The sequence below is a fragment of the Paracoccaceae bacterium genome, from assembly GCA_033344815.1.
Lineage (GTDB): Bacteria > Pseudomonadota > Alphaproteobacteria > Rhodobacterales > Rhodobacteraceae > Roseobacter.
In genome coordinates, this window is record JAWPMR010000001.1 from 2,564,705 (window position 1) to 2,579,179 (window position 14,475).

Consider the following 14,475-nt stretch of genomic DNA (forward strand, 5'->3'; position numbering starts at 1 on the left):
ACCTTATCGCAGGTAGTGACAGAAATTGACAGGAGGGGTCTCTATTGATGCCTTCAAATCAAAGGAGCCCCAATGATCGCACTGCTGACCTACCCGCCTGCTTTCGGCCAGTTTTCTGGCAGCCCGTTTTGTACGAAAGCTGCGCTGTTTTTAAACACCTCAGGACTGCAATGGCAGCGAGAGGACACGCTGGATCCTCGTCAGATGCCGCACCAAAAGCTACCCGTCATTCGCGCTGACGACCAGTTGATCGCAGACAGTGATATGATCCGCGCCTACCTGGAATCCAAGGGCGCTGAGTTTGACAAAGGGTTGTCGCAGATCGACAAATCGACTTCTCGGGCGTTTATCCGCATGGCCGAAGAACACATTTACTTTCATGTCCTGTTGGATCGGTGGGGTAACGACGCCGTATGGCCCGACATTCGGGATACATATTTCATCGCCATGCCCAAGATCCTAAGAGGGCTAATATCCGGCAAAATTCGCAAAAATGTCCTGCTCGGGATGCAGTCTCAAGGCCTGGGTCGCTTGAATGAAACCGAACGTTTGACCCGCTTAGAGCCTGATTTGGCAGCGATCACGACCCGGTTGTGGCAAAACCATTTTCTTTTTGGGGATCACCCCACGGCGGCCGATGCCTCTGTTGGGCCCATGCTGAGCGCTGCTGTCGCGACGCCCTGCGATACCCTGTTGTCGCGCCGAATACGGGATGATGACGTCCTGATGGCCTATATCAAAAGGGTCGATGACCTTTTGACCTAACGCCTCGTGCGTTTGACCTTGCGCTTGGTCTTATCCGCTTTGCGTTTCGCCTTCGCGCCCCGGCGTTTGGGCGAGCGCCCGGCGGGAGACCTGCGCCCTTGCGGAATGGCATCCCCCTCAAGCGCCAGCAATTCCAACGCAATCCCACCTGTCACGGGGGCGGCCTCAGCCAGACGCACAGTGACACGTTGACCAAGGCTGATCATCATGCCGGTGTCCGACCCCATCAGGGTGCCGGCCTCTGCGTCATAGTGGAAGTATTCCCGCCCAATCGAGCGCATCGGAATGAGCCCGTCCGCCCCCGTCTCATCAAGTTTCACAAACACACCAAACCGTGCGATTCCACTGATCCGGCCCGAGAATTCATTGCCAACCCGCTCACTCAGGAAGGACGCCATATAGCGGTCTGTCGTATCACGTTCAGCGATCATCGAACGCCGCTCAGTATCGGAGATATGTTCTCCAATCTGATCAAGGTCGTCATAATCCTCAGGGCGTAATCCATCCTTGCCCCACCCATGCGCCGCAATCAGCGCACGGTGCACAATCAGGTCTGCATAGCGGCGGATGGGCGAGGTGAAATGCGCATAGCGTCCCAAGGCAAGTCCGAAATGTCCCAGATTTTGCGGTCCATAGTAGGCCTGTGTCATCGACCGCAGTGCCGACATATTGATCAATTCAGCCTCATCAGAGCCTGCAGCCTCGTTCAACAGACGATTCAGGTGCGCAGTCTTCAAGACTTGTCCTTTGGCCAGATTGAACCCGCTTGCCTTTGCCGTCTCACGCAGTGCATCGAGTTTTTCCGGGCTGGGCTCTTCGTGCACGCGAAACAGTAGTGGAACTTTCTTGGCGATCAGTGTTTCGGCTGCGGCAACATTTGCCAGAACCATGAACTCTTCGATCAGGCGGTGCGCATCCAAACGTTCCTTGAAGTTTACTGCGGTGACCTTCCCATCGGCGTCCAGTTCGATACGACGTTCGGGGAGATCCAACTCCAGCGGCTGACGCCTTTCGCGTGCCGTCACCAAGGCCGCGTAGGCCGCATATAGTGGCTCTAATACGGGCTCTAACAAAGACCCACAGCGATCATTCGGTGCGCCATCCATCGCCTGTTGCACTTCTTCGTAGTGCAATGAAGCCGGCGAGCGCATTAATCCACGGTGAAAGCTGTGCGCAAGTTTGTTGCCTTCTGCATCCAATTGCATTCGCACCGCGATACAGGCGCGGGGCACGCCTTCATGCAAGGAACACAAATCGCCCGACAATCGGTCCGGCAACATCGGCACAACCCGATCAGGGAAATAAGTGGAGTTACCGCGCTTGCGGGCCTCTCGATCCAGCGCAGAACCGGGGGTGACATAAGCCGCAACATCGGCAATCGCGACCCAGACGACATGCCCGCCTGCATTCTTCGGATCCTTATCCGCATGCGCACAACAGGCGTCATCATGATCGCGCGCATCAGACGGATCAATGGTGATCAGCGGAAGGTCCCGTAAATCCTCTCGTCCTTTAAGCTCAACGGGTTTAGCACGATCCGCGTCCATGATGACCTCATCGGGAAATGCATCCGGGATACCGTGCTGGTGAATTGCAATCAGCGAGACAGCTTTGGCCGCCGATGGGTCCCCAAGCCGCTCGACGATGCGCGCGCGCGGCAAGCCCATCCGACCCTTGGGCCCGGCTTGTTCGGCCTCAACCAATTCACCGTCTTTGGCTCCATGCGTGGCGTCCCCCGCGACGTGCCATTCCTTGTCCGAACCCTTGTCGATGGGTAAGATGCGTCCGCCCTCCGCAGTCTTGCGGAAAACACCCAGCACACGGCGCGGATTGGTGCCAATTCTGCGGATCAGGCGCGCTTCATAGTGATGATCCTCGCCCTTGACCAACGTCAAACGCGCTAGAATACGGTCACCAGGTCCCAGTGCCGGATCAGACGCGCGCGGAATAATCAGAACGATTGGTTCGAACCCTTCGCCCTGCCATTCCATTGGCTTGGCGAATAAGTCACCGTCCTTGTCCGGGCCTGTGACCTGCAACACGCTGACGGGCGGCAAACGGTCCGGGTCCTGATAACTGCGCTTGCGCTTTTCCAGATGCCCCTCTGCTTCAAGCTCTTTGAGCACGCGTTTAAGATCAATGCGCGCGGCACCTTTGATGCCAAAAGCCTTTGCAATGTCCCGCTTGGCTGTCAGCGCAGGGTTTTCGCCGATCCAATCGAGGATTTCAGTTTTTGTGGGGATGCGGGTCATGGACCTCAGGTAACACGCACGCTCGGTGTCGTCATGCGCAAATCGCATGCGCGGTCCACATCCTGCAAGGTATCGACAAAGGCGACGCGCGCCTCTGGCAGCGTCGCGATGGTGTCCGCCAAAGCATGTTCTGACGACCAGCGTACACCTTTGAAAAGCCGCGGTGAAACAGCCCGTACCCGCTTCATTCCGACCAACCAGTAACCGCCATCGGGTGCCGCGCCGAAAACGGCATCTGATGCGCCCAAAACCCGGAAAGCACGTGCGATATGAGCTCGAGAAATCTGGGGAATATCCGCCCCAATGATACAGATCGGACCCGGCCTCGGCAGCGACAAAAGCCGCGCCATGCGATCCCCCAGATCACCATGCCCCTGTGGGACCCGTGCAAGATGTCCTTGCCACACTCTGCTTTCGAGGCCCTCAACGTCCGGGCTTACAGCCAAAACAACCTGCCAGCGGGGATCTTCAATGCGCGCGATCAGCCGCCGCGCTTGATGTCGGAACCACCATGCGGCAGGCACCATGCCAATGTCCCGCCCCAGACGCGTTTTGACACGGCCCGGGCGCGGCTCTTTGAGCATTACGACCAGCGTCCGTTTCAAAGGTCTTGCTCCATGTCGCGATGATCAATGCCAGCGTCATCATAGACCGGGCCAAACGGGATGAACCCCAGTTTCTGGTAAAAAGCCAAAGCGTGCAGTTGTGCGCCCAGTTTTACTCGCCGCACGTTGGGTTGGTTTCTTGCGATCTCAACACAGGCCCGGATCAAAGCGACTCCAAGACCGGTCCCGCGCCAGTCTGACAACACGCAAACCCGACCAATCTTGACGGTATTGCCCTCCATCACGAGCCGTGCTGTGCCAACCGGGTAATTCTCTACGCGGGCCAACAAATGCAAGGCATCCGCGTCCTGATCATCCACCTCGTCGGTCTCCGAGACACCTTGTTCCTCGATGAATACGGCGCGGCGCAATGACAGGCATGTCGTGATGTCTTGGCTGAGCGCGATGTCAACGTTCATGCAAAATAGTCTTTCAGGATCCGGGAATAGATCGCTTTGAGTTGATGGATGTGCTCGACCCGCACGTGTTCATCAACTTGGTGCATGGACTGTCCCACAAGGCCAAACTCCACCACTGGACAGTGGCTCTTAACGAACCGCGCATCCGACGTGCCGCCGGTCGTGGACAGCACCGGGATGATCCCTGTTTCCGCCTCAACGGCCTTGGCCACCAAATCAGAAAGCGGGCCGGGTGGCGTGATGAAGCTCTCTCCGGAAATCTTTATCTTGACCGCGATTTGCACACCAAATTCAGTTTCGATCCGCGTCACTTCTTTCTTGATCCACTCAGACAGGGAAGCACCGCTATGTCTGTCATTGAACCGAATATTCACCGCGGCACTGCATTCTGCTGGGATGACATTTGTCGCCGGGTTCCCGGTATCAACCGTCACAATTGCCAGCGTGGAGGGGTCAAAATGATCGGTTCCCTGATCCAGTTCGTGGCTTGCCAGTCGATCCATCAAGCGCATCATTGCAGGCATCGGGTTCAACGCCCGGTGCGGATAAGCAGAATGTCCCTGCTTTCCGGTCACCGTGACCCAAGCGGTCATTGAACCCCGTCGCCCGATTTTCATCATTTCGCCCATGGTATCGGGGCAGGTCGGTTCGCCCACGAGGCACACATCCATGCGTTCGCCCGCGTTTTCCATATGCGCCAAAAGGGCGGTGGTACCATCAAGTGCGTCGCCTTCTTCGTCACCCGTAATGGCGAGGATGATGGCTCCGTCTGGCGCTGTCTCTTCGACGAAATCGACGGCGGCACAGGCGAATGCAGCAACGCCGGATTTCATATCCGTCGTGCCGCGACCAAAAAGAATGCCGTCTTCGATGAGTGCGCCAAATGGCGGTTTACGCCACGCCGCCGCATCCCCGATCGGGACAACATCCGTATGCCCGTTAAAACCAAAGGTTTTGGCATGACCTTTTGCGCCCCAACGCGCAAAGAGATTTCGGATGCCGCCGCGATCTGCCCAAGCACATGCAAATCCTGCATCCGACAACACATCGTGCAAGATCTCGAGTGCGCCGTCATTTGCGGGCGTCACAGATGCACATCGCACAAGATCAGCGGTCAGCGATACAGGGTCGAGGCCGGTCATCAGGCGTTCCTTTTCAAGTCGCGTTTGGGTCGCCTCAAAGTTTGTGGCCAAAGCGTAGGAATGCCAAGGGGCTGGTGGTCAAAAGGCGGATAAACTACGCTAAACGTGCCTCGGTTTATGAGACTGCAACATCTGGACCAATCATTGCAGGTTAATCTGCTTCCGCTTCCGGATGCGTCCCAAAGAATGGTTCCATTTGTGCAATGATCACGGCATTTTCGTCCAGGGCCCGTTGCATCAGCCCTCGCTCTTCATCGTCGATATCATGACCCTCTGCCAAACGCTCTTCCAGGGTACCGTAGCCAGTCACATCCAATGGCGCGGTTTCGGCCTGTTTTAGAACGGCGACGGTTTCTCTGACTGCCTCAGCCTCATCAATACCACTGGCAAATACCACCAGACCGGCCCCGGTAGCCTTTTCCGGCAAACCGTCACCGGTTTTACGCCCGATCTGAACGACGAGCGTGTAAACTTGCTGACGAGAGGGTTTCTTTTTCTGGCTCATGTCCTGTTTGTTAGTTCTTGGTGCTTTGCTTCACAACGGCTTTTTCTGGTGAAAAGGCCGCCCGCGCCATCTGCACCCGGTTGGGAGCAGATATGGCGATTTGGGACTTGAAAGCCCCCGCAATCGAAAATCGAAGGGGCTTTGCGCGGCAAAACGGTCAGACTAATCCTGCAAGAGTCAATCGCGCAGCAATTCATTAATCGACGTCTTGGAGCGCGTTTGCGCATCGACCTTTTTGACAATCACGGCGCAATAGAGGTTCACACCGTTTTTGGACGGCATCGAACCAGCGACCACAACAGATCCGGCGGGCACTTCGCCATAGGTGAATTCACCGGTTTCACGATCTACGATTTTGGTCGATTTGCCAATGAACACGCCCATGCCCAGGACCGATCCTTCGCGCACAATACAGCCCTCAACCACTTCGGAGCGAGCACCGATGAAGCAATTGTCCTCAATGATAGTAGGTCCAGCCTGCATTGGCTCCAAAACACCGCCAATGCCCACACCACCCGACAGATGCACGTTTTTACCGATCTGCGCGCAGGAACCAACAGTCGCCCATGTATCGACCATGGTGCCCTCATCAACATAGGCCCCGAGGTTCACGAACGATGGCATCAATACTACGCCCGGTGCGATAAACGCGGATTTGCGCACCACACAATTTGGCACCGCGCGGAACCCCGCCGCCTTCCACTGGTTATCGCCCCAACCTGCAAATTTGCTGTCGACCTTATCCCACCAACCACCGTCTTGCGGTCCGCCGCCCTGACGTTCCATATCCTTGATGCGGAACCCCAACAGCACGGCCTTTTTGGCCCACTGGTTCACATGCCAGTCACCGCTCGCCTGTTTCTCCGCGACCCGCAACTTGCCACCATCCAACGCTGCCAACGTATCTTCGATTGCCTCGCGGGTCTCTCCTGTTGTGGCAGGCGTGATGTTGTCGCGCGCCTCCCAGGCGGATTCGATGGCGGTTTCAAGCTGTGCGTTGGACATAAGGCCCCCAAAAGGAAAAGAATGTTAATGCACGGCCTATACAAGCGCTGGACAGGGCGCGCAATCATTCACAATTCAGATGTGTGCGCCAAAGCCATTGCATCTTGGGGCACAACATGGCCCCCTGACCAAAATCGAGTTTCCGGAGTTATCCCAGATGAATAAACCCCGCCACCCTTTGCGCGATGCCCATACAGACCGCGACGCGATCAAAGAAGTACCGGACACGCCCCAGACCCGCGCGCCGGCGTATCGGCTTGCATTTGCGGACGAGGATTTCATGTGTCGCGAAGAATTGCGGCCGGTGCGTTTGCAGTTGGAATTGTTGAAACCGGAAATGATGCTGGATGCGCATAGCATTACCAGCACCATCGTATTGTTTGGCGGTGCGCGCATTCCAAGCCCCACGAACAAGCACAAGGCGCGTACCAAAACTCTGGCGGATCTGTCCCATTTTTATGATGAGGCAAGAGAATTTGCGCGGCTCATGACCCTGAAAAGCCTGCAAAGCGAAGGACGCGAAAACGTCGTGGTTACGGGCGGCGGACCGGGCGTGATGGAGGCCGGCAATCGCGGCGCGATGGAGGCGGGAGGGCATTCAATTGGCCTGAACATCGTGCTTCCGCATGAACAGGCGCCGAACGAATACGTCACGCCGGAGCTGTGTTTCAACTTTCATTACTTCGCAATCCGCAAGATGCATTTCCTGATGCGTGCGCGTGCGATCTGCGTCTTTCCCGGTGGATTTGGCACAATGGATGAACTCTTTGAGGCCCTGACGCTCATTCAAACCGGACGCATGCAACCTGTACCCGTTTTACTCTTTGGACGCGCGTTCTGGGAACGCATTCTGGATTGGGAAGCCTTGGCAGATGCGGGCACCATATCTGACGAAGACCTTTCGCTTTTCCGCTTTGTGGATTCCGCCTCAGAGGCAATGCATCTTATCGAAAACTGGGAGGACCTGCCAGCACGCGACAAATTACCCGGACGCAATTAAGGGAACAATTTCGAACCCAACGGTGTTGACCCTCCGAAATGCCCATCACGTACCAGTTCTGGTCGCGAGGGCTAACTATGGAGAATAAAATGGCACAAGCACGTACCAATGGAAAAGCCGACACCGCCGACGTGACAGCACAAATCGACACCATCAAGGATGACATTGCGGCCCTGACGGCCCTGATGTCGGAGATGGCCAAAGACAAGCGCGACGAGGCAAAAACGCAACTCAGGAAAACAGCATCTTCTGTCAAAGAGTCCGCGTCCGATACCATGGACGTTGCCCAACTCAAAGCGATTGAAAGCGGTGAAAAGCTCTATTCCGAGGCGGAGGCAGCGTATCACAAAGCCGAAGACTCAGTGCGGCAGCAGCCCGCAATGGCTGTTGGCATCGCGGCTGGCCTCGGCTTTCTCGTCGGTATGATGACCGCCCGCAGGTCGTAATATGCTCGAACGATTGCAGAATAAAACGCGCAAAACTGCTCAGCGTATCGCGCTGAACAGTTTTGGAGCGCTCATGGTCCTTGCTGGTATTGGCTTTCTAAGCGCTTCAGCACTGTTGCTACTGTTGACGCTGACGGATGCAATAACTGCATTCGCCATCATGGGCGGTGCTTTCCTCGGGGTCGGCTTGCTGGTTGTTTATTCAGCCAAACCAACGAATCCCAATTTGGAAACGGATCGCCTTGAGGCAACACAGGAACCGATGCCGCCCATCGCAGCCGCATTTATGCAGGGCATGACACAGGGCATGGCGGCCCGACGGTACAATTGAAAGTCCCGAGGGGACGACCTGCCACACTAAACGGAACAGTGGTGCACCTGATTCTTGCTTTCCAGCGCAATTAATCGCGACAAGAATCTTTCAGGCAAAGCACCGACAACAAGTGTGCGCCCGACCATAAGAGCGGGCGTGCCCGGAACGCCTAAGGCACGGCCCAAGGCGAGAGCGTCTTCAATCTGGTGACCCATTTGCTCGGCTTTCGCAGTTTCCATCATCTGCGCGGCATCCAGATTATGGCGTTCGGCGACGTCGCGGATACCTGCAAAACCGGGGCGCAAAACCCGTTGCATCATGTCCAGATGTATCGCCGTATGATCGCCCTGCTGCGCGGCGGCAAGAGCAACACGCGCCGCCCAGCGAGAGCGCTCACCCAGAAGCGGTAATTCGTGGAACCTCACATCAATCAAAGCGCCCTCTGTTTCCAGATCGGCCAACCTCTGGTCGAGAATTGCGCAAAAAGGGCAATAATAGTCACTGAAAACGGCAATCGGGACCCGCCCCGGCGTGGGGGGAGTCGGGAAAACCAAGGGACATAGACTTTGGGGCAACCGGGCGGATGCTGCGGTCTCCTCGGGCGTTTGAAGGCCTGCAAAGCTATCAAATGCCGGGGTGATATCGCCGCGTTCTAACCTGCGAAACCCCGGCATTCCCGGCAATTCAGAGAATACCATGTCATCTGATCGGTGGCGCAAAATCGGCGGGATCGCTATTGCGATGGCAAAAATGCCCCCGATGACCAAAGCGTCTCTGCGGCGCATTATTTCCCCGTAAGACCAGTTTCTGCCTCGATCTGGCGACGTGACTTTCGCGCCCGTTCTGTCGCTGATTTCAGTTGACCACAGGCTGCCATAATGTCTTCACCCCGCGGTGTGCGTACGGGTGACGCGTAGCCAGCATTGTAAATGATATCGGCAAACGCACGAATGCGATTATTGGACGAGCGTTTGTACGGTGCACCAGGCCATTCATTGAACGGGATCAGGTTAATTTTGGCCGGAATACCCTCGATGAGCTTGATAAGACGATGCGCATCCGCGTCGCTGTCGTTTACCCCGTTCAGCATCACGTATTCAAAGGTGATCCGCTCTGAATTTGACACTTTTGGATAACTGCGCAGCGCGTCCAACAAAACCTCAAGGTTCCACTTTTTGTTGATTGGAACGAGTTTGTCGCGCACCTCATCGGTCGTCGCATGGAAGCTGATCGCAAGCTGGCACCCGATCTCCTGCGCCGTGCGCGCAATTTCCGGCACGACGCCCGATGTGCTCAAAGTGATACGGCGGCGGCTAAGTTGAATGCCCTCTGGGTCCATTGCAATTTTCATCGCATCGCGCACGTTTTCGAAATTATAAAGCGGCTCACCCATGCCCATTAGAACAATATTGCTGAGCAAACGGGCTTCGTAAGTGCGTGTTCCCGTCTCTGGCCATTCACCCAGATCGTCGCGCGCCATCATGATTTGCCCGACGATTTCGGCTGCGGTCAGATTGCGTACCAGCTTTTGCGTGCCCGTGTGACAGAAAGAACAGGTCAGCGTGCACCCCACTTGCGAAGATACGCAGAGCGTTCCGCGTCCCTCTTCCGGGATATAGACGACTTCTACCTCATGACCGCCGGCGATACGTACAAGGTATTTGCGCGTGCCATCTTCGCTCACCTGCTTTGACACAACCTCCGGCACCTCAATGACAAAGCGTTCCTTTAGATCCGCGCGCAACGCCTTGGACAGGTTGGTCATGCTATCAAAGTCACGCACGCCCCATTGATAGATCCACTGCCAAATCTGCCCAACACGCATCTTGGCTTGCTTTTCCGGGGTTCCAGCCGCGATCAAAGCATCCCGCATGGCTTCGCGTGTGAGCCCGACAAGGTTTGCGGGTCCCTCCGGCAATTTGCGCGGCATGGTGTGAACATCTTGCGTGATCGGCGCGGAGGCAGACATAACGATTCCTAACGTGGCGAAGATTGGCCTCTATATAGAGGATTGCACCAAGATCAAAAGGAAAAGCCCAACGCCTTGCCTAGATCAACTGGCGCAACGCTTTTCTGCTTCTTCAAGAGCCGCGGTGAATCCCCGCAAGGAGAACGTGTCCTTGGTTCGTGTGCCGCGCGTGGAGACGCCCGTGACGACAGCATCAGCGCCCCGTTTCATTGCGGCCACAATCTTGGCGTCCTCCGCTTCGTTTTCTGGCCAGGCCCATTCACCGTCAGTAAAGAGACCAAATTCGCTCCCACCGATGCTGATATTCACCTTGGACCCACTGGCGAACGGGTACCCTCCATTGAAAGTTACCTGCGCATTCGCGTTCGCGGCCGGGCGATAGAGCACCATCAACAGGATGTCACCGCGCGTCACAGCAACGACCCGACCATCACGCGTGTTCACAGTCTCGTCAGGGACTGCAACACCCCAGCATTCCTTGGGATCTGTGTCCTCAAAAACGCTCCAGTCTGTTTTTTCGGCAACGAGGTTGCTGCTTTGCTCCTGGGCTTGTGCCGTCAGTCCTGCAAGCGCCAGCGCCGAAATCAATCCCACAAAAAATCCGTAAATACGCATATCTAACAGCCTCCAGCCGTCCTTAGCCTCAATAATCCTGTGATCCGCCTGGCGCGCCTTTTTCGGTGCGCTCTCTTGCATGACCAGTTAATCTTCTCGACAACTGGCATAGTAACGCAAAATCCGCGACCCACGAAAGAGCGATTAGCAGGTTTTTGCCAGAATATTGAGGGATAAAATGACGCAAGCCGCTTCAATGGTCGAAATATGGCGCGGGGACTTTCTGGAAAGTGCGCATTCCGGCCATGCCGTGATCTGTGATGCATCTGGTGACATCGTTCAGGCATGGGGTGATCCGGAGCAGATCGTATTACCACGCAGTTCGTCCAAGATGATTCAGGCGATACCGCTGATCGCATCGGGTGCCGCGGATCAAGCACGCCTGACAACACAACATCTTGCTCTGGCTTGCGCGTCGCACAATGGGGCCGCAATCCATACAGAGCGCGTTGACGCGTGGTTGAAGGCGATTGATTTGAAGGATGATGCACTAAGGTGTGGACCGCAGATACCCGATGACCGGGCTGCGCGCGAAAAACTGATCTGCGATCACGAGAGTCCCTGTCAACGCCACAACAATTGTTCAGGCAAACATACTGGATTTTTGACTCTGGCCAAACACCTTGGTGCCGGCCCTGAATACATTGATCCTGACCATCCAGTGCAACGGGCTTGTCTGGAGGTATTTGAGGCCTGTACGCAAGAGACATCACCCGGCTATGGCATTGACGGCTGCTCAGCGCCAAACTATGCCGCAACCCTTCATGGTACCGCGCGAGCCATGGCGCATTTTGCATCGGCGCCCGCTGACAGCCCTGAGGCGCGACTGCATGAAGCTATGCGTCTGCATCCTGATCTCGTTGCGGGAGAAGGACGCGCATGTACCGAATTAATGCGCGCGATGAACGGAAAGGTAGCCATCAAGACTGGCGCAGAGGGGGTTTTCATCGCCATCCTACCGGAACAGAAATTGGGTCTGGCTCTTAAGATCCTCGATGGGACCACGCGTGCATCAGAATGTGCCGTTGCGGCCATTCTGGTCAAACTGGGTGTTTTAGAACCTGATCACCCAGCGACGCGCAAGCGGCTCAACGCTCCGATCACAAACCGGCGCGACATCCAAACGGGCTGGGTCAGACCTGCGGCAGATCTGGCATGAGGCGGGATCGATTCTAGCGATGTTGCCGTCACGCGGCCACGAAATCGCTTTTCGGATAACCTTGCAGATACAACAGAGCCGTCAGATCCCCGTGATTGATGCGCAGGTCGCACTGCGCAGCAACAGTAGATTTGGCATGCAGCGCCACACCCATACCTGCCTGTTTCAACATACCAAGATCGTTGGCACCATCCCCTACTGCAAGTACTTCCTTGTCTGAAAAACCAAGGCGCATTGTGATCTCCTGCAAAGCATCGACCTTGGCCTGTTTGCCCAGTATCGGCATGCCGACTGTACCGCTCAGAATGCTGCCTTCAGACAGAAGCGTGTTGGCGCGATCCTCGTCAAATCCCAGCTTTGCGGCTACTGCCTTCGTGAAATCCGTAAACCCCCCCGATACCAACGCCGCATAGGCACCGTTTGCTTTCATAGTGGCCAAAAGCACGTCGCCGCCGGGCATGTAAGTGATGCGTTCGTTCAAAACTTTCTCAATCGTTGTGACCGGTAAGCCCGCCAGAAGGCCAACACGTGCCTTCAATGCCTCTTCGAAATCCAATTCACCGTTCATCGCGCGCGCAGTGATGTCTTTGACTTTGCTTCCAATACCGGCCTCATCGGCCAACTCATCGATGCACTCTTGTTCAATCATGGTACTGTCCATGTCCGCCAAAAGCATCCTTTTGCGACGGTTTTGAGCGGGAATCACCGCAAGATCGACACCTTGTTCTTGAAGGTCTTGCCATACATTCCAACGATTTTCGGGAATATGACCAAGTGCGAATTCTGCGGCTTCTCCTGGGGCAAGCCAAACCGCCTCAGTGCCACCCCAAGCACTGCGCAAAGCCTCAACCAGAACAGGATCAAGATTTCGAAGGGAAGGTGCCGTCAACAAAGTGGCAATATACATTTGCGTAGTTTCCGATCGGCTCTTGTGTGTCGCAAAAAGATGTATTTGCGGCGTTCTAGCCGCGTTTTAGCCATTGCACCAGACCATGACCCACCATAAACCCGACGATGGGACACCCTTCCCCAACGAAGGGCGCTTATCTGGAAGGATAGCATCAATGGCTATACAACAATCGACGTCGCACGCTGGCGTGCGCAAACCAATTACGCGACCTCAAAACCCGCGTTTTTCATCCGGCCCCTGCGCCAAACCCCCCTCTCATGATCTGTCAAAGCTGGCATCCGCGCCACTGGGGCGTTCTCACCGCGCAGCTCCAGGCAAAGCCAAATTGCTGCAGGCAATTGAAACAACGAGAGAAATCCTTGGTGTTCCAGCGGAGTATCGCATTGGCATTGTGCCAGCTTCCGATACGGGCGCCTTTGAGATGGCCATGTGGTCGCTTTTGGGGGAACGCCCAGCGCAGATGGTGGCTTGGGAAAGCTTCGGCGCGGGTTGGGTTACCGATGTAGCCAAACAGCTGAAAATTGAACACACCGTTCATACGGCAGAATACGGCGAAATCGTCGAAATGACGGCGTTGAATTACGACAATGATGTCTGCTTTACTTGGAACGGCACGACCTCCGGAGTGCGTCTGCCATCGGGCGACGTCATACCAACGGACCGCAAAGGGCTGACGCTTTGTGATGCAACCTCCGCAGCATTTGCTGTGGATCTGCCGTGGGACAAATTAGATGTCACGACCTTCAGCTGGCAAAAAGTACTCGGGGGAGAGGCCGCGCATGGCATGCTTATCTTGTCTCCGCGCGCAGTCGAGCGCCTGGAAAGCTATACGCCCACATGGCCGCTGCCCAAAATCTTTCGCCTGACCAAAGGTGGCAAGCTTATTGAGGGCATTTTCAAGGGTGAAACCATTAATACGCCGTCGATGCTCTGCGTTGAAGATTACTTGCAAGCACTCGATTGGGCCAAATCTGTTGGTGGTCTGCGAGGTTTGATAGCCCGTGCTGATGCCAATACGGCCGCAATTGGGTCTTTTGTCGAAGATCATGATTGGATCGATTTTCTTGCCATCGATCCCGCGACGCATTCGAACACATCGGTTTGCCTCAAATTCACCAATGCGCAGATCGAGGACGGGGCCGCATTTGCCAAAGCTGTGGCAAAACGGCTCGCGGATGAAGGTGTTGCGCTCGACATCGGCGCTTACCGCGATGCACCTGCAGGCCTGCGCATCTGGTGTGGAGGAACGGTCGAAACCCAAGACATCGAAGCAATGTTGCCTTGGCTCGCCTGGGCTTTCGAATCCGAAATCGCATCCTGAAATTACAAGGGACCTGAAGCCCGTCTTATCCGCCTTCCCGTAGGGTGGG

General features: G+C 55.8%; 16 protein-coding genes. 6 read left to right on the forward strand and 10 right to left on the reverse strand.

Going from position 1 to position 14,475, the window contains the following annotated elements; translation table 11 throughout:
* Nucleotides 1-72: 72 nt before the first annotated feature.
* Nucleotides 73-765, forward strand: a complete 693-nt coding sequence (locus tag R8G34_11910; GenBank protein MDW3223566.1) for a glutathione S-transferase family protein — start codon at nt 73-75, stop codon at nt 763-765.
* On the opposite strand, the gene rnr is transcribed toward R8G34_11910, so the two are convergent.
* From rnr to dapD, 6 genes are all read right to left on the reverse strand, one after another.
* Nucleotides 762-3,017 carry a ribonuclease R gene (gene rnr / locus R8G34_11915; GenBank protein ID MDW3223567.1) on the reverse strand — a complete coding sequence of 752 codons (2,256 nt, stop codon included), beginning with the start codon at nt 3,015-3,017 and terminating at the stop codon, nt 762-764. The two genes, R8G34_11910 and rnr, sit on opposite strands and share 4 nt — an antisense overlap.
* Nucleotides 3,018-3,022: 5 nt before the next feature.
* Entirely contained in the window at nt 3,023-3,622 is a 600-nt protein-coding gene (locus R8G34_11920; GenBank protein MDW3223568.1) for a TIGR04282 family arsenosugar biosynthesis glycosyltransferase, read from the reverse strand.
* Nucleotides 3,619-4,041 carry a GNAT family N-acetyltransferase gene (locus R8G34_11925; protein ID MDW3223569.1) on the reverse strand — a complete coding sequence of 141 codons (423 nt, stop codon included), beginning with the start codon at nt 4,039-4,041 and terminating at the stop codon, nt 3,619-3,621. Before R8G34_11925 ends, R8G34_11920 begins: the two co-directional genes overlap by 4 nt.
* Complete coding sequence (gene dapE, locus R8G34_11930) at nt 4,038-5,183, reverse strand: succinyl-diaminopimelate desuccinylase (GenBank protein ID MDW3223570.1); 1,146 nt, start codon at nt 5,181-5,183, stop codon at nt 4,038-4,040. The genes R8G34_11925 and dapE overlap by 4 nt, the downstream gene beginning before the upstream one ends.
* A gap of 151 nt (nt 5,184-5,334) precedes the next feature.
* A complete protein-coding gene (locus tag R8G34_11935) occupies nt 5,335-5,688 on the reverse strand; it encodes a hypothetical protein (GenBank protein MDW3223571.1) in 354 nt (117 codons plus the stop codon).
* Nucleotides 5,689-5,865: 177 nt separating this feature from the next.
* Nucleotides 5,866-6,693, reverse strand: a complete 828-nt coding sequence (gene dapD, locus R8G34_11940) for a 2,3,4,5-tetrahydropyridine-2,6-dicarboxylate N-succinyltransferase (protein MDW3223572.1) — start codon at nt 6,691-6,693, stop codon at nt 5,866-5,868.
* Nucleotides 6,694-6,850: 157 nt separating this feature from the next.
* Here dapD and R8G34_11945 point away from each other — a divergent pair, with 157 nt between their 5' ends.
* The 3 genes from R8G34_11945 to R8G34_11955 all read left to right on the forward strand — a co-directional run bounded on the left by R8G34_11945 (nt 6,851) and on the right by R8G34_11955 (nt 8,470).
* A complete protein-coding gene (locus R8G34_11945) occupies nt 6,851-7,693 on the forward strand; it encodes a TIGR00730 family Rossman fold protein (protein MDW3223573.1) in 843 nt (280 codons plus the stop codon).
* A gap of 89 nt (nt 7,694-7,782) precedes the next feature.
* Nucleotides 7,783-8,139, forward strand: a complete 357-nt coding sequence (locus R8G34_11950; GenBank protein ID MDW3223574.1) for a DUF883 domain-containing protein — start codon at nt 7,783-7,785, stop codon at nt 8,137-8,139.
* Between the two features lies 1 nt (nt 8,140).
* Nucleotides 8,141-8,470 carry a hypothetical protein gene (locus tag R8G34_11955; protein MDW3223575.1) on the forward strand — a complete coding sequence of 110 codons (330 nt, stop codon included), beginning with the start codon at nt 8,141-8,143 and terminating at the stop codon, nt 8,468-8,470.
* A 26-nt stretch (nt 8,471-8,496) separates the two neighbouring features.
* On the opposite strand, the gene R8G34_11960 is transcribed toward R8G34_11955, so the two are convergent.
* The 3 genes from R8G34_11960 to R8G34_11970 form a co-directional block, all read right to left on the reverse strand.
* Nucleotides 8,497-9,237 carry a DsbA family protein gene (locus tag R8G34_11960; protein ID MDW3223576.1) on the reverse strand — a complete coding sequence of 247 codons (741 nt, stop codon included), beginning with the start codon at nt 9,235-9,237 and terminating at the stop codon, nt 8,497-8,499.
* Entirely contained in the window at nt 9,237-10,421 is a 1,185-nt protein-coding gene (gene rlmN / locus R8G34_11965; GenBank protein ID MDW3223577.1) for a 23S rRNA (adenine(2503)-C(2))-methyltransferase RlmN, read from the reverse strand. Before rlmN ends, R8G34_11960 begins: the two co-directional genes overlap by 1 nt.
* Before the next feature lie 84 nt (nt 10,422-10,505).
* On the reverse strand, nt 10,506-11,036 hold the full coding sequence (locus R8G34_11970; protein ID MDW3223578.1) for an invasion associated locus B family protein: 531 nt from the start codon (nt 11,034-11,036) through the stop codon (nt 10,506-10,508).
* Nucleotides 11,037-11,214: 178 nt separating this feature from the next.
* Here R8G34_11970 and R8G34_11975 point away from each other — a divergent pair, with 178 nt between their 5' ends.
* Nucleotides 11,215-12,195, forward strand: coding sequence for an asparaginase (locus R8G34_11975; GenBank protein ID MDW3223579.1), 981 nt, complete (start codon nt 11,215-11,217; stop codon nt 12,193-12,195).
* 28 nt (nt 12,196-12,223) lie between these two features.
* On the opposite strand, the gene serB is transcribed toward R8G34_11975, so the two are convergent.
* A complete protein-coding gene (gene serB, locus R8G34_11980) occupies nt 12,224-13,102 on the reverse strand; it encodes a phosphoserine phosphatase SerB (GenBank protein MDW3223580.1) in 879 nt (292 codons plus the stop codon).
* A 157-nt stretch (nt 13,103-13,259) separates the two neighbouring features.
* Here serB and R8G34_11985 point away from each other — a divergent pair, with 157 nt between their 5' ends.
* A complete protein-coding gene (locus R8G34_11985) occupies nt 13,260-14,426 on the forward strand; it encodes a phosphoserine transaminase (protein MDW3223581.1) in 1,167 nt (388 codons plus the stop codon).
* Nucleotides 14,427-14,475 lie beyond the last annotated feature (49 nt).